Genomic DNA, 18344 nt, shown 5'->3' with positions numbered 1-18344 from the left:
GTGTCGAAGACGAGGTGGACCAGCGTGAGTTATGCGGTCACGGTGCCCAAGAACCAAGCCCTCTCAACCGGGTGCACCCGGCGCGCCGGATGGCGTTATCCGGCACATTGCGCATCCGGGCTCAGGGCACGGGACCTGTTATCGAGCCCCTGGGGCGCCGCGGTAATGCCGCCGGTAACTGAGGCTGACGACGCTCCCCCTACCGCATCGGGGGACCAACGCCATAACGAGCTAATGGGACATCACCATGACAAACAGGATATATCACCCCGACTGGACCCGACGGCTCACCGCCGCCGCCGCAGTGGCGTCGACACTGGCGCTGACCGCAGCATGCTCGGCCACCCCGGACGACGAGACACCCGTCACCTCTGCCACCTCCGCCATCTCGTCGGAATCGGCATCGCTCAAGCTCGTCGGCATCCTGACGGTGTCCGCACCGTCGGTCGGGTTCCCGGACCAGGCGGCGGCGATCGAGGCCGCCGTGTCCGCGGTGAACGACGCCGGCGGCATAGCCGGCCGCAAGGTCGAGTTGACGGTCTGCAACGACCAGGCCGACCCGAATGTGAGCGCGAAATGCGCTCAGGACGCGGTCGGTCAAGGCGCGATCGCCGTGATCGGCGGCCTGTCGGTCGGTGGCAGCGGCATGGTGCCGGTGCTCGAACAGGCCGGCATCCCGCTGCTCAGCCACCCGATCAACCCGCTCGAATTCACCAGCAAGACCTCCTGGCCGATCCCCGGCGGCACACCGGTCTCGTTCAGCGGGGCCGCGATCGGACTGGTCAAGACCTACGGCTGCAAGAAGGTCGACGCGATCACGCAGTCGCTGCCGTCCTCGATCGCCTCGGCCGACTTCGCCGACGCCGGGCTCAGATCGCTTGGCATGAAACTGAACGCGAAGATCGCGGTGCCGACCACGAACGCCGACTACGGACCCCCGGTCGCCCAGGTCGTGTCGAACGGCGCGGACTGCGTGGTGCTGGCGCTCCCGCCGGGCGAGGCCGGCAAGGCGATCGCCGCCCTGGGCGCCGGCGCGCCGGGGGTGAAGACCGGGCTCGCCGCGGCCTCCCTCACCCAGGCACTGATCGACCAGATCGGCAAGGCCGCCGAAGACGTGCTGCTGTCCGACTCGTTCCTGCCCGTGAACAGCAACGAAGCCGGCATGGTCGCCTTCCGCGACGCGATGAAGAAGTACAAGCCGGACGCGACGCCGACGTCGGCGGGCGTGGTCGTGTGGTCGGCGGTGGCCGCGGTGAAGGCGGCCGCCGAATCCGTTCAGGGGACGGTCGACGCCGCGTCGGTGCAGGAGGCGCTGGGCAAGCTCAGCTCCGTGGATACGGGAGTCGGGCCGGCCCTCAACCTGACCACGCCGCTGGGCCTCAAGGACTTCGACCGTATTCTCAACACCAACGTCGTCACGTACACGGTCAAGAACGGCACCTACAGCGACGCCGCCGAGCCGTTCAGCGTGCTCGACGCCCTCAGGGAGAACGGGTGATCCAGGGCGGGGATCGGGTGACGCCCGATCCCCGGCGAAGCGCCGAACCGATCCTCGCCGCGGTCGACCTCGAGGTCGGCTACGGCCACCTCCCCGTGCTGCACGGCCTGTCGGTGGCGGTACGTCCGGGCGAGATCGTCGCACTGCTGGGCGCGAACGGCGCGGGCAAGACCACGACCCTGCTCGCCCTGGCCGGGGTTCTGACACCGATCAGCGGCTCGGTCCTGCTCGACGGCCGGCCCGCGCCCGAGGGACTGCATCGCAGGGCCGACGCCGGCCTGGCGTTGATCTGCGAGGACCGCTCGGTGTTCATGGGCCTGACCTGCCGGGAGAACCTCCGCCTCGGCCGGGGAGGCATCGAGGAGAGCCTGGCGTTGATGCCCGAGCTGGAGCCGCTGCTGGATCGCAAGGTGGGGCTGATGTCGGGAGGCGAGCAGCAGATGCTCACCCTGGCGCGCGCGCTGGCCGGCGCACCGAAGGTGCTTCTCGCCGACGAGCTGACGCTCGGCCTCGCCCCGTTGATCGTCGCGCGGCTGCTCACCCGGCTGCGCGCCGCCGCCGACCGCGGCGTCGGCGTGCTCATCGTCGAAGAGCGGGTCACGCGCGCCCTGCAGGTGGCCGACCGCGTCTGCGTACTGCGACGAGGAGAGATCGTGATCGAGGGGAAGGCGTCCGAGATGGGGTCGCGGCTGGCCGAGATCGAGGCCAGCTACCTTTCCGAGGTGGCCGAAGGCCAGACGAGCGCGAGCGGAGACCACGCCACATGAACGGCGCCATCCAGCTCGCGCTGGTCGGGATGTCCTCAGGTTCGCTGCTGGCGCTGACCGCCCTCGGCATCGTGATCGCGTACCGCGGATCCGGGATCATCAACTTCTCCCACGGCATCGTCGGAACCGTGGCGGCGTTCGCCTACTGGGAACTCAACGCGGGCCAGGGGCTCTCGCCCGTGCTCGCGGTGCCCGGTGCGCTGCTCGCCGCCGCGCTGTGCGGTTACCTGACCTACCGCCTCGCGATCCAGCGCATGGCACGCACCTCGGCGCTGAGCCGCACCATCGTCTCCCTGATCGTGCTCGTCGTCGTGCAGTCCGCACTGACGTTGCGCTACGGCGCGGACGAGCGCCTCGTCCAGTCCATCTTCCCCACCGATCCGGTGTCGCTGTTCGGGATCCACCTGGGCCAGGATCGGATCATCACCTTCCTCATCGCCACCGTGCTCGTCGGCCTGCTCACCCTCGGCTATGGCCGGACCCGGTTCGGGCTGGCCACCTCGGCGCAGGTGGAGAACCCCATCGCGTCGGCGGCCCTGGGCATCTCCCCGGTCAGGATCGCGACCACCAACTGGGTGATCGGCTCGGTGTTCGCCGGCATCGCCGGCGTCCTGCTCGCCCCGATCGTCGGCGTGCAGATCGTCACGCTGACCCACCTGATCGTGCCGGCGCTCGCCGCCGCGCTCATCGGCGGCCTGCGCTCGTTCCCGCTGACGTACCTCGGTGCCCTGCTGATCGGGGTGAGCCAGGCCGAGGTGACCCGCTACGTGGCCACGCCCGGCTGGGCGGACGCCGTGCCCTTCCTGCTGATCGTGCTGGTGATGGTGTGGCGAGGCGGGGGCGAGCGGATACGCACGGCCATCGTCGAGCGACGGCCGAAGGTCGGCGACGGACATGTCCGTCCTCTCGTCCTCCTCGCGCTCTTCGGGGGCAGCATCGTCCTGCTCACCACGGTGTTCGAGCTGTCGTACATCACGGCGGCGACGATCACCTGTACGTACGGGATCATCCTGCTGTCCAGCGTCGTCATCACCGGATACACCGGGCAGCTGTCGCTCGGCCAGTTCAGCTTCGCCGGCATCGGTGCGGTGATCACCGGCCTGCTGCTGACCAGCACCGGGATGCCGTTCATCCTGGCGGTCGCGTTGAGCCTGGTCGCGACGTTCGTCGTCGGCGCGGTGCTCGGCGTGCCGCTGCTGCGTACCCGCGGCGTGAACTTCACGGTGGCCACACTCGGCTCCGCCGTGGCGATCCAGGGGGTACTGCTGCAGAACCCCGCCTACTCCGGCGCCTACACGCCCCTGCCGAACCCGCTGGAGCTGTTCGGCTGGCGAATCGACTCGCTCACCCACCCCGGGCGCTGGGCGATCGTGTGCCTGGTCGCGTTCGTACTCGCCGGCCTCGTGGTCGCCAATGTCCGGCGCGGCCGTGTCGGGCGCCGCATGATCGCGGTCCGTACCAACGAGCGGGCGGCCGAGTCCGTCGGGCTGAACCCCTGGCGGGTCAGACTCTACGCGTTCGCCCTCTCCGCGGCGATCGCCGCGCTCGGCGGGATCCTGGTGGTGTTCCGGCAGCCGACCATGGTGTTCGAGCGGGGATTCGCGGCCTTCGACTCGATCCTGGGGTTGTCCTACGTCGTCCTGGGCGGCATCGGTTACATCGCCGGCCCGTTGCTGGGTGTGCTCGGACACCCCGGCGGTTTCATCTCCACGTTGCTCGATTCGGACAGCGCGACGATGCCGCTGTGGATCGCACTCATCGGAGGTGTGCTGTCCATCTGGTACCTGCAGGCACGCCCGGACGGAGCCGCGGAGGGCCTCTCCCGGCACCTGCACCTGCCGCGCCGGCGCCGTCCGGCTCGGCCGAGCGCGGACACCGTCGCGGCAGCACCCGGCCGGGTGCCCGAACAGGTGTTGCGCGGCCATGGGCTGACGGTGGCCTTCGGCGGCGTGGTCGCGGTGAACGACGCCTCGCTGCACGTCGGTCCGGGTGAGATCGTCGGGCTCATCGGGCCGAACGGAGCGGGCAAGACGACGTTGATCGACGCGCTCACCGGCGCGACGAGGCCGAAGTCCGGCACGGTCACGCTCGCTGACAAGCCGATCGGATCGATGCCCATGTACCGCCGGGTCCGCGAGGGGATCGGGCGGTCGTTCCAGAGCCTTGAGCTGTTCGACGACATGACGGTGGCCGACAACCTCAAGGCGTCGGTCGACGCGCGGTCCGGCAGCGCCTACCTGACCGACCTGGTCTGGCCGCGCCCGACCGCCTTCACCGCCGGAGCGCTCGCCGCCGTCGAACTGTTCGAGCTCGGTCCGGATCTCGACCGGCTGCCGACCGAGCTGCCGTACGGCCGGCGTCGGCTGATCGGCATCGCCCGTGCGGTGGCCGCCGAACCGTCCGTCCTCTGCCTCGACGAGCCGGCGGCCGGGTTGAGCTCGACGGAGTCGGCCGAACTCGGCACCCTGCTCCGGCGGCTCGCCGACGAACGCGGCATGGGCGTGCTGGTGGTCGAGCACGACATGGAGCTGGTGATGCGGGTGTGCGACCGGCTGATCGTGATGGAGCGCGGGCGGATCATCGCCGACGGGACGCCGGCGGAGGTACGCCGTGACCCGCGGGTCATCGCGGCCTACCTCGGCGACGAGACCGAATCGCAGGAGACCGAACCCGGGCGTGAGAGAGAGGAAGTCGAACAATGAGGTCCGACGATCGGATCGAGGCCGCGCTCGCCCGCGCCGTCGAGTTGGGCGAGGTCGGTGTGCAGGTCGCCGCCTACCTCGGCGATGAGCTCATCGTCGACGCGTGGACCGGCGTCGCCGACCCGCGGAGCGGCCGGGCGGTCGACGGTGACACCTTGTTCCCCGTGTTCTCGGTGAGCAAGGCGCTTCTCGCCACGGCGATCCAGCTGCAGTGCGAGCGAGGGCTGGTGGACATGGACCAGCCGATCGCGACGTACTGGCCGGAGTACGGCAGGCGCGGCAAGCAGGACATCACCGTCGGCCACGTGCTCACGCACCGCGCCGGCGTTCCGCACATGCCGCCCGGCCTGGACGCCGGCGGACTCGCGGACCAGGAGGCGATCACCGCCTGGCTCGCGGACGTCGAACCGCTGCACCCGCCGGGTGAACGCTCCATGTACCACTCGATCAGCTTCGGGCACATCCTCGGTGAGGTCATCCGCCGCACCGACCCGAGCCACCGTCCCTACCATCGGTTCCTCCGCGAGGAACTGTGCCTGCCGATCGGCGCCGACGACGTCTGGGACGTGCTCCCGGCGGAGCACGAACACCGGGTCGCTCGCCTGACCTGGGGGCCGAACCCGCCGAAGCGCGCGCCGATGACCGGGGTGCCGCTGCTGTCGATGCCCCCGGAGATCCGCCCCGACGCCGACCGCTGGAACGATCCCCGGTTCCGGTCGTCGTCGATCCCGGCGGCCGGCGCGGTGATGTCGGCCCGCGCCGGTGCGCGGTTCTTCAGCATGCTGGCGAACCGCGGCGAGATCGACGGTCGCCGGTACATCGCGGCCGACCGCCTGCTCGCCCTGACGTCGCCGCGGCCGAACGCCGGCGAGTTCGACGAGGTCTACCAGGGAACCACCTGGATCGGCACCGGCGGTTACTGGCTGGGCGGGGAGTCGCCCCCGGCCGACCCGCTGCTCGGCCGTTCGACCCAGGTGCTCGCCCACGCCGGGGTGGGCGGGTCGATGGGATGGGCCGACCTCGCGACCGGGCTGGCCGTCGTCATCACCCACAACCGGATGTTCCTCGGCGCCCCGCCTGGCGCCGAACCGTTCGTCCCGCTGGCCGACGCCGTGCGCGCGGTCGCGGGCCTGGACTGAAAGGGGTGACCGCTATGGAGTACCGGCCGTTCGGGCGGACCGGCGTGCGGGTGAGCGCCCTGGGCCTGGGGTGCTGGATGTTCGGCGACAGGGCCGACGAGGCCGAGTCGGTCCGGATCATCGACAGGGCGCTCGATCTCGGCGTCAACTTCTTCGACACGGCGAACAACTACGGCGGAGCCCCCGGGCGCAGCGAGTCCGTCGTCGGGGCCGCCCTGGCGAAGCCGTCCAAGCGCGATCGAGTGGTGATCAACACCAAGGCGTACATGCCGGTCGACACCGAGGATCCCAACGGGCGGGGTGTGAGCCGACGGCACCTGATCCGCCAGTGCGAGGAGAGCCTGCGGCGACTGCGGACCGATCACGTCGACGTGTTCACCCTGCACCGGTTCGACCCCGACGTACCGGTCGACGAGCCGTTGCGCGCCCTGGACGACCTGGTGCGTGCGGGCAAGGTCCGCTACCTGGGGGTAAGCACCTCCGCCGCGTGGGAGGTCGTCGAGTCACTGTGGGTGGCCAAGGAGTTCGGGTTCAACCGGATCGTGGCCGAGACCCCGCCGTACAACATCCTCGACCGGCGGATCGAGCGTGAGCTGCTCCCGATGGCGACGACGTTCGGGCTCGCGGTGAACCCGTGGGCGCCGCTGGGCGGAGGAGTGCTCACCGGCCAGTACCGGCGCGGCGAGCCGCCGTCCGCGGGCAGCCGGTACGGCGCGGGTGGCGTGCTCGCCGACTTCGCCGGTGACCGATTCAGCGAGGCCGTGTTCGACGTGCTCGACGTGCTGCGGGTGATCGCGGCCCGTCATGACGTGACCATGGCCCAGCTGGCCTTCTCCTGGGTCTTACGGCAGCCCGGTGTGACGAGTGTGCTGTGCGGGCCGGAGCGGCTGGCCGACCTCGACTCGTGCGCGGAGTCCTCGGCGATCGAGTGGACCGCCGAGGATCTGGACGCGATCGACGCGGTGGCCCCGCCCGGGGACAAGGTCGCCGGCTGGTACGAACCGATCGGCGGCCCGCGGTTCCGGCCGCATCCGGGCAGGGTCTGACCGGTACCCGCTCGTCACCGTCGGCGATCCCCCACCGGTTCGTCACGTGCGGGTGAAGGCGGTGACGGACGGCCGTACCGGCCGGTCGCGTTGTTGCAGGTGATCGCGGCGTTGGTCGTACCTGTGGATTGTCATGTCCAGCGTTACCCGGCGTGCCCGCCGTTGTCGAACGGCGGGCACGCCGGAGAAGACCGACCAGCGGGCCAACCGCAAGAAGAAAGGTTCAGCGGGCGGGCGGCCCGTCGACTTCGATCCCGAGCGCTACCGCCGGCGCAACACCGTCGAACGCTGTTTCCAGAAGATCAAGACCTGGCGCGGATTGGCCACCCGCTATGACAAAACCCAGGAAAGCCACGAGGCCGTACTCCACCTCCGAGGCTCGATCATGTGGCTGAAACTCCTCACCTCACCCACATGATCCGAACCTCGAACAGCTCCTAGATCACCTCATTGACGAAGGCCCCTTCGCCGGGCTAAGAATGCGCCAACGCTCGAATCACCGTCTCCGTACGCTCGCCGTGAAATGTTATCGCTAACATCGTGGAGGTATCGGAATGCGTAGGTATCACAGAGTTTTGGCCGCGTTGTTCACCGTCGTCATGGCCGTTGTCCTGACACCGGTGGCGGCCCACGCCGCCGGTCCGGTCCCCCACTACCTGATGACGGCCTTCACCAACAGCAGCGAATCGAACATGTACGTCTACGACTCCCCCAACGCCTCCACCTTCTCCCTCGTGCGGGCCAACGCCTACACACCACCGTCGGGGCTGATCAGGGATCCCAGCGTGTTGCGGCACACCGACGGCTACTACTACCTCGTCTACACGACGAACTGGACCGGTGACACCATCGGCTTCGCTCGCAGCGCCGACTCCGTGAGCTGGACGTTCCTTCGCAACGTGACCGTCGGGCTGAACGGTGCCACCGGCAGCACCTGGGCTCCGGAGTGGTTCAAGGACTCCGACGGCAGCGTCCACGTGATCTTCTCGGCCTCGACGACCGGCACGGCGGGACAGTTCAGGCCGTACCGGATCACCGCCACCAACGCCGACCTGTCGTCCTGGAGCGCCCCGACGGCGTTGGGCATCCCGGCGAACTACATCGACAGCTTCGTGGTCAAGGTCGGCTCCACCTACCACAACTTCCTCAAGAACGAGACGACGAAGTACATCGAGCACGCCACCGCCACCTCGCTCACCGGCCCCTGGCAGTTCACCGGCGTCGGGAACTGGGCGGGCTGGGGCTCGGGACTTGAGGGGCCCGCGCTGACACGACTGCCCGACGGCAGGTGGCGGATCTATTTCGACAACTACACGGGCGGCCGCTACTACTACGCCGACAGCTCCGACCTGTCCACCTTCTCCACCAAGGTCGAGCTGTCCGGCCTGTCCGGCGTCGCCAGGCACTTCACCGTGCTGCGCGAGGACGTCGGTGACACGACGGCGGTGCCGACGGGTAACCGCTCACTGCGCTCGGCCAACTTCCCCGATCGCTATCTGCGCCACCGCGACAATCTTGCCCGTATCGACCCGCTGAGCGCCTCCAGCCCGCTCACCGACCGCCGGGACGCCACGTTCACCGTGACCGCCGGGCTGGCCAACAACGGCTGCTACTCCTTCCAGGCGGTGAATCTGCCGGGCTACTACCTGCGGCACTACAACATGCGGCTCACCCTGCAGCGTGACGACGGCACGGCGATCTTCAAGGGCGACGCCACGTTCTGCGGCAGAGCGGGGCTGGCCGGCGGCGGTACGACCTCGTTCGAGTCGTACAACCTGCCGGGCCGCTATCTGCGCCACTACAACTACGAGATGCGGCTGGACCTGAAAGCGTCCACCTCGGTCTTCGCCTCCGACGCATCCTTCACGGTGACCTCCCCTCTGGCCTGACGAAAAGAAGACTTCGCCGCCCCCTCGCCCGAGCGCCGCTCGCCGGTGCTCGCCCGGTCGATACAGCCGGGCCGTGCCGGACACAGCCGGTCACAGGGCCGAGGTGGGAGCGTGCGTGGCTCGTTCGTGCCGAACTACGATTGGCGCCGAACGCGCCTCACCTGCCGCATATCACCGCTTGCCGGCGGCGGCGACCGTCGGCAAGACCGTGACACGACCATGACATGGCGAAGACGAGGCGAGGACACGGCCGGCCGACACTGGACGGGGTCGACCGGCGGACAAGTTACAGGGGCGTGCGGTGAAACTCGGCGGCGTGTCGCGAGTGCTGTTGATCGAGGACGACCCGGCCGTACGGGAGGGCCTTGAGCTGGCCCTGACCCGGCACGGATACCGGGTGCGCGCGGCGGAGTCCGGCGAGCAGGGGCTGGAGCGGCTGCGTACGGACCTTCCCGACGTCGTCGTGCTCGATCTGATGTTGCCCGGCATGGACGGGTTCGAGGTCTGCCGCCGTATCCGGGCCACCGGTCAGACACCGATCATCATGCTGACCGCGCGCGGCGACGACATGGACGTGGTGGCCGGGCTTGAGGCGGGCGCCGACGACTACGTGGTCAAGCCGGTGCAGCCCAGGGTGCTTGAGGCACGCATCGGCGCCGTGCTGCGGCGGGTCGGCCGGGACCAGGCGGAGCTGGAGCGGCACGGGGAGCTGACCATCGATCGGGCCGGGATCGTGGTCGCCAAACGCGGCGTACCGGTGGACCTCGCCCCGACCGAGCTGCGCCTGCTGCTCGAACTCTCCGGCACTCCCGGCCGGGTGCACAGCCGCCAGCAACTGCTGGAGTCGGTGTGGGAGCACGGGTATTTCGGCGACTCGCGTCTGGTGGACGCGTGCGTGCAGCGACTGCGCGCGAAGATCGAGGACGACTCGGCGGCGCCCGTCTACGTGCAGACGGTGCGTGGGTTCGGGTACCGGTTCGGGCCGGTGTGATCCGCCGGTGACACCTCGGCCGAGCCTGGGGCTGCGTGCCCGGCTGTTGTTCTCCTTCGCGCTGCTGTGCGTGGTCACCGCGGCGGCGGTGGCCGGCGGGATCTACGTCCAGGCGCGCAACGCCATCCTGGAGAGGACCCAGGATGCCGCGGTGCAGGCGATGACCGGCCGCCTGCAGGCGCTCTACCCGTTGCGGAGCGCGACGCCCGGCCCGGAGGAGCTCGGCGAGATCGCCGAGGCCGCGACCGACCGCGACAGCTTCGCGGTCGCCGTCTACCGCGAGACGCACTCGCCGCTTCCACCGTCCTCGCCGCCGCTGGGACGCTGGAGGCCGGGCGAGGAGGCCCGGGCCCTGGATTTCGGGGTGGCCTCACCGGAGTTGCGGCGGGTGGTGGCCGGTGGCCGCACCGCGTGGCAGAGGGTGGTGCGGCAGGGTGAGCCCACCCTGATCATCGGCATACCGTTGCTGATCATCGAGGAGGACCGGACGACGCGGGTGTCCGGTATCGAGGTCTACATCGCGCGCAGCCTGCTTCCCGAACAGCGCAGTATCGACGAGCTCGCCGCCATCGCCCGGCTGATCGGCGGGGCGGCCCTCGCGTTCGCGGTCGTCCTGGCGTTGCTCGCCGCCCGTGGTGTGCTGGGCCCGGTGCGCGAGCTCGGCCGGGCGGCGCGCCTGCTGGGCGAGGGTGAGATGCGGACCAGGATCGCGGTGCGCGGCTCCGATGAGCTCGCCGACGTGGCGCGCACGTTCAACAACACCGCCGCGGAGCTGGAACGGCTCGTCGGGCAGCTGCGCGAGATGGAGGCCGACGCCCGCAGGTTCGTGGCCGACGTGTCCCACGAGCTGCGCACCCCGCTCGCCGCGCTCACCGCGGTCGCCGACGTCCTGGAGGAGGAGGCGGACCGGCTGCCCGAGCCCGCAGACAGGGCCGCCAGGCTGGTCGGCCAGGAGACGCTCAACCTCACCGCCCTGGTGAACGACCTCATCGAGATCAGCAGGTTCGACTCCGGCGTCGCGGCCCTCGCGCCGAACGAGGTCGACGTGGCCGAACTGGTGGGCGCGACCTTGCGCGTTCGGGGCTGGTCGGAGCGGGTGCGCACCGAGGTTCCCGCCGGGGTGACGGCGCGGCTGGACCCGCGCCGGGTGGACGTCATCCTCGCGAACCTGGTCGGCAACGCCCTGCGGCACGGCGAGCCACCGGTGTCGGTACGGCTTCGCGCCGACCCGCACCGGATCGTTCTTGAGGTCCGTGACCACGGGCCGGGGCTGGAGGAGGCGGTGCTGCCGCACGTGTTCGACCGGTTCTACAAGGCCAGCGCGGCCAGGGCCAGGTCCGAGGGCAGCGGCCTGGGCCTGGCCATCGCACGGGAGAACGCCCGTCTGCACCGAGGTGACCTCACCGTCACCAACGCCCCGGACGGAGGCGCCGTGTTCACGCTGCGCCTGCCGCGCCGGGTACCCGATCCGGACGGAGGCTCCGAGTGAGGACAGGGTCCGCCCGCCGCGTGCTCGCCGTGGGCCTCGTATCGCTCGTCACCGTGGCCGGTTGCGGCGTGCGGCCCAGCGACGTCATCCCGGCCGGCGACCCGCCGAGCGGACGCGTCGCACCGACCACGACGATCACCTTCGCTCCCCGGAACCCTCCCGGGTGACGGTGGGGACCCGTCCTCGGCGCCGAACTGCGGCACCGGGGTTCGTACGGCGTCAACGCGCTGTGCGGGGACGCGACCGAGGGTACGTCACTCGGCGAGCGCGAAGCCGGCCGCCGCCTCCGCGTGCAGCCGAGCGCTCGGCAACAGCGGGACGGCGGTGTCCTTCTCGGTGATCAGCAGCTCGATCTCCGTGCAGCCGAGGACGACGCCTTCGGCTCCTTCCACCGCGAGATCGGCGATGATCCGGGCGTACGCGTCCCTGGAGGATTCCCTGAGCACCCCGCGCACCAGCTCGTCGAAGATCACGTGGTGGACCAGTTCCCGCTGCTCGCGTCGCGGCACGACCACGTCGAGGCCGTGCGCGGCCAGCCGATCCCGGTAGAAGGGCTGCTCCATGGTGAAGCGAGTGCCCAGCAGACCGACTTTGCGCATCCCTCTCGCGCGGACCTCCGCGCCCACGGCGTCGGCGATGTGCAGCACGGGCACGCTCGCGGCCCGCGCCACGTCGTCGCTCACCCGGCTGAAGGTGTTGCTGCAGACGAGCAGAACCTCGGCGCCGAGTTCCTCCAGCTTCCCTCCGGCATCGGCGAGCAGCGTGCTCACCTCGTCCCAGCGGTCGGCGAAGACGAGGTCCTCGACGGTCGTGTAGTCGACCGACCAGATGAGGCTGTTGGCCGAATGGCTGCCGCCGAGCCGCTCGCGGACCCGCTGGTTGATGATCTGATAGTAGATCACCGTCGATTCCCAGCTCAACCCGCCGATGAGACCGATCGTACGCATGGAACTCCGTTTCGATGACTGGTGCCGCGACCGGCCAGGCGGTGCGTCGGCGTGGACTTGATCCGCTCGGCCCCTCGGCGAAGCGCCGGCGGTCAGGCTCCGGCCAGCGCACGGGCGCAGGCACCGAGCCCGATCTCGCTGGAGGCCTTGACGAACACCACGTCTCCCGGTTCGAGAAGCGCGCCGGCCAGACTGAGTGCCTCGGTCACGTCCTGGGCGGTGTGGACGGCCACGCCCTGCTTCGAGGACTCCGCCGCCTCCGCCATCGCGAGCGGATCCCCCGGTCCGACCGCGATCAGCACGTCGAAGCGGAGGTCGGCGACGAGCCGGCCGATCTCCGCGTGCCGGGCGCGGGAGGCGCCGGCCTGCTGCCCCATCGCGCCGAGCACGGCGACGGTACGGCGGGTGCCTGCCAGGGCCCTCACCGCCCGCAACCCGGCCCGCATGGATTCGGGGCTGGCGTTGTAGGCGTCGTCGACGACGGTGACGCCGTCAGGTCGTTCGACGATCTCCAACCGGCCCGCGGAGCGCCGCCGTGCGGCGTTCAGCCCGTCGGCGATCTCGGCGACCTCCAGGCCGAGTACGGTGGCGACGGCTGCGGCCGCCAGGGCGTTGCCCACCTGGTGCTCACCGATGAGGTCGAGCTCGACCGGGGCGCGTCCTGAGGGCGTGACCAGCTCGAACGCGGTTCGCGCGCGATCGGCCGTCCGCACGTTCTCGGCTCGCACCCGCACCTGCGCCGACCGGCCGTACAACAGCACCTGGGCCCTGGTACGGCCGGCCATGCCCATGACGTACGGGTCGTCGGCGTTGAGCAGGGCGAACCCATCCGCCGGAAGTGCCTCGACCAGCTCGCCCTTGGCCTCGGCCACGTCGGCCGGCCCGGCTCCCATGCGCTCCACATGCGCGGTGCCGACATTGAGCACCAGCCCGACCCTGGGCGGTGCGAGCCCGGTTAGATACCTCAGGTCGCCCTTGCGGCCCGCCCCCATCTCCAGCACCAGGTATCGGGTGGTGGCATCGGCGCGCAGCACGGTGAGCGGCAGCCCGAGCTCGTTGTTGAACGACCTGTCGGTGGCCACCGTCACGGCGTGCCGTTCGAGCACCTGGGCCAGCAGGTCCTTGGTCGTGGTCTTGCCCACGGAGCCGGTGATGCCGATCACGGTCGGACCGATGTGTTCGAGCAGGTGCCTGGCCAGCAGGCCAATCGCGAGCTGGACGTCCTCGACCACGAGGGCGGGCACGCCGACGGGCCTTGAGGCCAGCACGGCGACGGCGCCGGCCGCGACGGCACCGGCCGCGTGGTCGTGACCGTCGACGCGGGCGCCGGCCGTCGCGACGAACAGGCCGCCGGGCACCACCTCGCGAGAGTCGACCGCGGAGGGCGCCGTCACCGGCGCCTGCGGGTCGCGCACGTCATGCAGGCTCGCGCCGACGACCCGGGCGATCTCGTTCAGCGTCATGGGGATCATGAGCCGCTCCTGGCGAACGCGAGGTCGATGAGGCGGCGCAGCAGATCCGGGTACGGGACACCACTCGCGGCCCACGCCCTGGAGTAGACGGAACGTGAGGTGAAGCCGGGCATGGTGTTGATCTCCAGCACGTACAGGCGTCCCGTGTCCTCCTCGTAGAGGAAGTCGACACGGGACAGGCCGTAGCCGCCGATCGCCCGGAAGGCGCACAGGGTCAGCTCGCGCACGTCCTCGGCCACCCGTTCCGGCAGCACGGCGGGGATGGTGGCGATCTCTGCCCGGCTGAGGTATTTGGCCTCGTAGTCGAGCCAGTCGCCGGGCACGATGAGCTCGCCGGGCACCGAGGCATCCGGGGTGTCGTAGCCGCCGAGCACGCCGCAGATGACCTCACGCGCGGTCACACCCTGCTCGACGACGACCACCCGATCGTAGGCGAGCGCCAGATCCACGCCCGCGCGCAACTCCTCCATGGAGGTGACACGTGAGATGCCGATGGAGGAGCCCATACCGGCCGGTTTGACGTACATCGGCCAGTCGAGCGACTTCACCAGTTCCCAGTGGTCGGTGGCGGTGACCCATTCGTGCTCGGTGAACCACACATGCGGCGTGACCGGAATGTCCTCTGCCAGGAACGCGCGCCGCATCGCGACCTTGTTCATGGCCACGGCGGAGGCCATGACGCCGCAGCCCACATACGGGATGCCCAACGTCTCCAGGTGGCCCTGGACGACGCCGTCCTCGCCGAACGGCCCGTGCAGCACGGGGAAGGCCACGTCCACCAGACCGCGTCGCAGCTCCACCGGCCACCGGCCCCGCCGGTCGATGATGACCGCGACGGGCTCGTACAGATCCTTCGGCAGAGCGTTGAGCACCGCCTGCGCCGACTGCAGCGACACCTCGTGCTCGGCGGACGGCCCTCCGGCCAGCACAGCCACGCGTACGCGTTCGGTCACGATCGATCAGCCTTCCTCGACGGCACGGAGAGAGCCGGACCCACCGCTGGGGAACGGGAGCCGGTCAACCCCACCCACTGTCGGGTGACCGTGTCCCCGCCTCGTCAGCGCCGTGTCATGGTCGTGTCACGGCCGGCGGCCTTGGGTCCCGATGCGGGGCGAGCCGGCCGTCCCCCGCTGACCACCGAGGTCCGTGCCCGCCGGACCGACCGGTCCGACTCCCCCGAATCGCCCCGCATGCGCGGACCAGGGCCGGGCTACAGCCGGTCCGTGTACTCGCCGGCGTAACCCACGCCGGGGTGGGGCAGCCGCCGGGGTGGCCTGCCGCCGCTGTCCGGGCGGTGCTCGAAGTGCCACCACTCGTTGTCGTAGATGCGGTACAGGTCGTAGCGGGCGCCGTGTTCCTCCAGCCAGCGCGCGCCCTCGTGGGGGCGCACGTCCAACGCGACGCCCCTGACGTGGCCGGACTCCGCCGGTGGCAGCACGAGCATGCGCGCCAGCGCCGGGGAGCCCGCGCGGCGCACCTCCTCGTCGAACATCCGTTGCTGGACATGGGGATCGCGGTATCCCGAGGTGAGGCCGATGAGCCGGCCGTGACGCCAGAGCGCCTGGGTACGCGCCGCCGTGAAAGCCGCCAGGGCACCCTCGGTGAGCCCGGTGAGGTCCTCGGCGGGGAATCGCATCCGTAACGCCCAGCGGCAGGCGATCTCGCGGGCGCGGCCGGGGGCGCGGACGAACGCCGCGGGCAGCAGGAGCACGGCGAGCACCAGCGTGACCACGGCGTACAGCCGGTCACGGGGCCGAGACGGGATCATGCGTGGCTCGTTCATGACGCACCACGATCGGCGCCGAATGTGCCCGCGTTGCCCGCCGCACGTCACCGTTCGTCGACGACGGCGACCGTCGGCGCGACCGTCTGCAGGGCAGTGACACGACCATGACGCGGCGAGGACGAGGCGGGCACACGGCCGGTCGACAGTGGACGCGACGTTCCGTCCGCTGATCGGAACGTCGCGTCGAAGGTGACCATGAAAAGGAGAAGGTTGTGGCTGACAACGGAGCATGGGACCGGCGTTCGCTGTTACGGGGCGCCGCCGTGGTGGCCGGTGCCGCCGCGACCGCGCCACTGCTGGGCTCGGCGGCCACGGCACACGCCGGCGGCGGTGACGGGTATCGGCCTGCCGCTGCTCTCCGAGAACGGCCGCCGCCTGCTCCTGGCTCACCGGCTCTCACGCGGCCACTGCCCTGTTCGAGCGGAGACGCGCCGTTCGGCGTCCCACACCGATCAGTGTGATTCTTTCAGGCTGTACGGCCATCCACGGATTGCCTCACTCCTCCAGGGAGAGTGCCTGGCCAGGGCACAGGTGCACCGCTTCGCGGGCCTTCTCGACCAGCTCGCCCTCCGGTGTCTCGTTCAGCACGATGATTGTGGCGTCGTCCTCGCTCTGGTCGAACAGCGCGGGCTCAGTGAGCACGCACTGTCCGGCACCGACGCACCTGTCGGTGTCCGCGATGATTTTCATGGCCCTCTCCTCCTGAGACGGGGATGGCGGTTCGTCCGCTACCAGGTCACCGGGAGCTGGTACAGGCCATAGATGTTCGCGTCGTCCTTGAACGGCAGCTCGTCGACATCCATCGCCAGCTCCAGCGTGGGGACGCGGCGGAACAGCGTGTCGAACACGATCTGCAGCTCCATCCGAGCCAAGTTCTGGCCCAGACACTGGTGCGGCCCGAATCCGAACGCGACGTGGTGGCGCGCGCCGCGCTCGATGTCGAGCTCGTCCGGGTTCTCGAACGCCCGCGGGTCCCGGTTGGCCGAATACCCGAGCGCCAGCAATCCTTCGCCGGCGCGGATCAGCTGCCCGCCGACCTCGATGTCCTCGACGCACAGCCGGGCCGTCGCCACGTCGATGATCGTGAAGTACCGCAGCATCTCCTCGACCGCGTTGAGCGTTTTGCCCGGGTCGGCCTTGATCATCGCGAGCTGCTCCGGGTCGCGCAGGAACGCCACGGTCGACAGCGAGATCATGTTCGCCGTCGTCTCGTGGCCGGCCACGAGCAGCAGCAAGCCCATACGGGCCAGTGCCGTCCGCCGGTAGGTGCCGTCCGCGCGCAGCTTGACGATCTGCCGCCCGAGCAGGTCGTCCGGCGGGTTCTCCTCCTTCTGCGCGATGAGGTCGGTCATGTAGCCCTGGATGGCCATCATGGCCGCCCCCCGCTCCTCGGGCGGCGTCGACTGCTTGATCACCTTCACCGTGTGTTCCTGGAAGAACTCATGGTCGGCGTAGGGCACACCCAGCATCTCGCAGATCACCAGTGACGGGACCGGCAGCGACAGCGATTCCACCAGGTCACCGGGCCGCGGCCCGGCCAGCAGCGCGTCGATCTGCCCGTCGACGATCTCCTGGATCCGCGGCCGCAGCGCCGCCAACCGGCGCACCGTGAACTCGCCGAGTACGGCCTTGCGCGACGGCCCGTGCTCGGGCGCGTCCATCGAGATCAGGAAGCGCTCCTCGTCCGGCCGCCGGAACGCCGCCTCGCCCTTGACCAGTGACGGGAAATCCGGATGTTCCCGGTCGGCGCTGAACCGCCGGTCGTTCAACACGGTTCGCACGTCCTCGTGGCGGCTGACCACCCAGGCCCACCCGCCGTCGGGCAGACGAACCCGCGAGACCGGCTCTCCTTCACGGATCTCCTCGTACGCCGGCGGCGGCGCGAACGGACACGTACGGGCCATGGGGAACTCGTGCTTCTCTGCGGTGGTCATGACTTTTCCTTCCACGGCGTCACGGACGGGCGATAGAGGCCGGACAACGAAAAGCCGCATGTGAACGGCGGTTGGTCGACCGGTGCGACCGGGTTCGGCTCTGGGATGCGGCGGACCAAGGAGCCGCAATGGACCACCGGGACCGACAAATATCGGTGGATTCAGACTCGACCCGTCCCCTCGCGGGCGAAGTGCGGTTCCGCCGCTTCCAGTCGCGGTACCGAGATGCCCAACCGTCGTGCTTCGGCCAGGGTGTCCCGGCAGACCTCACGCGGCTCCTCGGCGTCGGGGTCGGAGTGCGCCGCGAAATTCACGCGCGCGAGCGCGACATGAGCGGTCAGCCAGGCGAGCACGGGGGCCGTCAGCCAGGTGGGCACACGGAACAGCAGCACACCGCGGTGACGTCGCAGGTCGACACCGCGCGCCTAGAGGAGCGGCAGAAGCTCCCGGCCGGCCAGCAGCCCTTCGCGCAGGTCGCCTCTTGCCCCGGCCAGCTTGGACAGGGAACCCAGCCGCAGGCCCTGTGAGAGCAGACCGGCACCCGACGCGAAATGGATCCACAACCAGCCGCGGAAATCGGATTGTTCCCTGAGCCGGAGTCCGGCCTCGCGAAACGCCTGGCGTACGGCCCGCTCCCGGTCGGTCGGCGGCCGGCCGAGGGTGCCGAAGACGACCGACGGCAGC

At 70.1% G+C, this 18344-nt stretch carries 17 protein-coding genes and 1 pseudogene; 10 read left to right on the top strand and 8 right to left on the bottom strand.

Translation table 11 applies throughout. The annotated features are described in order from the left end of the window. Nucleotides 1–247 precede the first annotated feature (247 nt). The 10 genes from ACIBH4_RS35970 to ACIBH4_RS35925 all read left to right on the top strand — a co-directional run bounded on the left by ACIBH4_RS35970 (nt 248) and on the right by ACIBH4_RS35925 (nt 11688). Nucleotides 248–1498 (top strand): ABC transporter substrate-binding protein, encoded by a 1251-nt coding sequence (locus tag ACIBH4_RS35970; RefSeq protein WP_362769650.1) that lies wholly within the window; start codon nt 248–250, stop codon nt 1496–1498. Beyond that, nucleotides 1495–2265 (top strand): ATP-binding cassette domain-containing protein, encoded by a 771-nt coding sequence (locus ACIBH4_RS35965; RefSeq protein WP_362521107.1) that lies wholly within the window; start codon nt 1495–1497, stop codon nt 2263–2265. The genes ACIBH4_RS35970 and ACIBH4_RS35965 overlap by 4 nt, the downstream gene beginning before the upstream one ends. Beyond that, nucleotides 2262–4967 (top strand): branched-chain amino acid ABC transporter permease/ATP-binding protein, encoded by a 2706-nt coding sequence (locus ACIBH4_RS35960; protein WP_362769652.1) that lies wholly within the window; start codon nt 2262–2264, stop codon nt 4965–4967. Before ACIBH4_RS35965 ends, ACIBH4_RS35960 begins: the two co-directional genes overlap by 4 nt. After that, nucleotides 4964–6106 (top strand): serine hydrolase domain-containing protein, encoded by a 1143-nt coding sequence (locus tag ACIBH4_RS35955; protein WP_362521113.1) that lies wholly within the window; start codon nt 4964–4966, stop codon nt 6104–6106. Before ACIBH4_RS35960 ends, ACIBH4_RS35955 begins: the two co-directional genes overlap by 4 nt. 14 nt (nt 6107–6120) lie before the next feature. Further along, nucleotides 6121–7152, top strand: coding sequence for an aldo/keto reductase (locus ACIBH4_RS35950; protein WP_362769664.1), 1032 nt, complete (start codon nt 6121–6123; stop codon nt 7150–7152). A gap of 133 nt (nt 7153–7285) precedes the next feature. Then, nucleotides 7286–7570, top strand: coding sequence for a transposase (locus ACIBH4_RS35945; RefSeq protein WP_399173634.1), 285 nt, complete (start codon nt 7286–7288; stop codon nt 7568–7570). Nucleotides 7571–7727: 157 nt separating this feature from the next. After that, the gene (locus ACIBH4_RS35940) at nt 7728–9041 is read left to right on the top strand and encodes a glycoside hydrolase family 43 protein (protein WP_362769654.1); all 1314 of its coding nucleotides are present in this window, start codon (nt 7728–7730) and stop codon (nt 9039–9041) included. A 316-nt stretch (nt 9042–9357) separates the two neighbouring features. Continuing rightward, entirely contained in the window at nt 9358–10032 is a 675-nt protein-coding gene (locus tag ACIBH4_RS35935; RefSeq protein WP_362521119.1) for a response regulator transcription factor, read from the top strand. Nucleotides 10033–10039: 7 nt separating this feature from the next. Next, a complete protein-coding gene (locus ACIBH4_RS35930; protein ID WP_362769656.1) occupies nt 10040–11521 on the top strand; it encodes a HAMP domain-containing sensor histidine kinase in 1482 nt (493 codons plus the stop codon). Further along, complete coding sequence (locus ACIBH4_RS35925) at nt 11518–11688, top strand: hypothetical protein (RefSeq protein ID WP_362521125.1); 171 nt, start codon at nt 11518–11520, stop codon at nt 11686–11688. Before ACIBH4_RS35930 ends, ACIBH4_RS35925 begins: the two co-directional genes overlap by 4 nt. A gap of 87 nt (nt 11689–11775) precedes the next feature. Here the strand turns inward: ACIBH4_RS35925 and ACIBH4_RS35920 are convergent, their stop codons facing one another. The 8 genes and pseudogenes from ACIBH4_RS35920 to ACIBH4_RS35885 form a co-directional block, all read right to left on the bottom strand. After that, nucleotides 11776–12468, bottom strand: coding sequence for an aspartate/glutamate racemase family protein (locus ACIBH4_RS35920; RefSeq protein ID WP_362521128.1), 693 nt, complete (start codon nt 12466–12468; stop codon nt 11776–11778). A 92-nt stretch (nt 12469–12560) separates the two neighbouring features. Then, nucleotides 12561–13940: a UDP-N-acetylmuramoyl-tripeptide--D-alanyl-D-alanine ligase gene (gene murF / locus ACIBH4_RS35915; protein ID WP_362769658.1), complete on the bottom strand. Its 1380-nt coding sequence runs from the start codon at nt 13938–13940 to the stop codon at nt 12561–12563. After that, nucleotides 13937–14893: a D-alanine--D-alanine ligase family protein gene (locus ACIBH4_RS35910; RefSeq protein WP_362769660.1), complete on the bottom strand. Its 957-nt coding sequence runs from the start codon at nt 14891–14893 to the stop codon at nt 13937–13939. The genes murF and ACIBH4_RS35910 overlap by 4 nt, the downstream gene beginning before the upstream one ends. Before the next feature lie 257 nt (nt 14894–15150). After that, the gene (gene vanY-N / locus ACIBH4_RS35905; RefSeq protein ID WP_362521137.1) at nt 15151–15723 is read right to left on the bottom strand and encodes a D,D-peptidase/D,D-carboxypeptidase VanY-N; all 573 of its coding nucleotides are present in this window, start codon (nt 15721–15723) and stop codon (nt 15151–15153) included. A gap of 498 nt (nt 15724–16221) precedes the next feature. Further along, nucleotides 16222–16416 (bottom strand): ferredoxin, encoded by a 195-nt coding sequence (locus tag ACIBH4_RS35900; RefSeq protein ID WP_362521142.1) that lies wholly within the window; start codon nt 16414–16416, stop codon nt 16222–16224. A 38-nt stretch (nt 16417–16454) separates the two neighbouring features. Further along, entirely contained in the window at nt 16455–17660 is a 1206-nt protein-coding gene (locus ACIBH4_RS35895) for a cytochrome P450 (protein WP_362769662.1), read from the bottom strand. 161 nt (nt 17661–17821) lie between these two features. Continuing rightward, on the bottom strand, nt 17822–18052 hold the full coding sequence (locus ACIBH4_RS35890; RefSeq protein WP_364237134.1) for a hypothetical protein: 231 nt from the start codon (nt 18050–18052) through the stop codon (nt 17822–17824). Between the two features lie 33 nt (nt 18053–18085). Continuing rightward, a pseudogene (locus ACIBH4_RS35885) lies at nt 18086–18344 on the bottom strand (ketopantoate reductase); the annotation flags it as partial.

Source organism: Streptosporangium sp. NPDC050284 (assembly GCF_044459525.1).
GTDB lineage: Bacteria > Actinomycetota > Actinomycetes > Streptosporangiales > Streptosporangiaceae > Streptosporangium.
Note: the sequence above shows the minus strand (reverse complement) of the source record. Positions and strands in the feature narration are given on the sequence as shown.

What these genes read in the sequence shown, in the direction of transcription:
- ACIBH4_RS35970 (WP_362769650.1), top strand. Translation starts at nt 248, where the DNA reads ATGACAAACAGGATATATCACCCCGACTGGACCCGACGGCTCACCGCC.
- ACIBH4_RS35960 (WP_362769652.1), top strand. Translation starts at nt 2,262, where the DNA reads ATGAACGGCGCCATCCAGCTCGCGCTGGTCGGGATGTCCTCAGGTTCG.
- ACIBH4_RS35955 (WP_362521113.1), top strand. Translation starts at nt 4,964, where the DNA reads ATGAGGTCCGACGATCGGATCGAGGCCGCGCTCGCCCGCGCCGTCGAG.
- ACIBH4_RS35950 (WP_362769664.1), top strand. Translation starts at nt 6,121, where the DNA reads ATGGAGTACCGGCCGTTCGGGCGGACCGGCGTGCGGGTGAGCGCCCTG.
- ACIBH4_RS35945 (WP_399173634.1), top strand. Translation starts at nt 7,286, where the DNA reads ATGTCCAGCGTTACCCGGCGTGCCCGCCGTTGTCGAACGGCGGGCACG.
- ACIBH4_RS35920 (WP_362521128.1), bottom strand. Translation starts at nt 12,468, where the DNA reads ATGCGTACGATCGGTCTCATCGGCGGGTTGAGCTGGGAATCGACGGTG.
- murF (WP_362769658.1), bottom strand. Translation starts at nt 13,940, where the DNA reads ATGATCCCCATGACGCTGAACGAGATCGCCCGGGTCGTCGGCGCGAGC.
- vanY-N (WP_362521137.1), bottom strand. Translation starts at nt 15,723, where the DNA reads ATGAACGAGCCACGCATGATCCCGTCTCGGCCCCGTGACCGGCTGTAC.
- ACIBH4_RS35900 (WP_362521142.1), bottom strand. Translation starts at nt 16,416, where the DNA reads ATGAAAATCATCGCGGACACCGACAGGTGCGTCGGTGCCGGACAGTGC.
- ACIBH4_RS35895 (WP_362769662.1), bottom strand. Translation starts at nt 17,660, where the DNA reads ATGACCACCGCAGAGAAGCACGAGTTCCCCATGGCCCGTACGTGTCCG.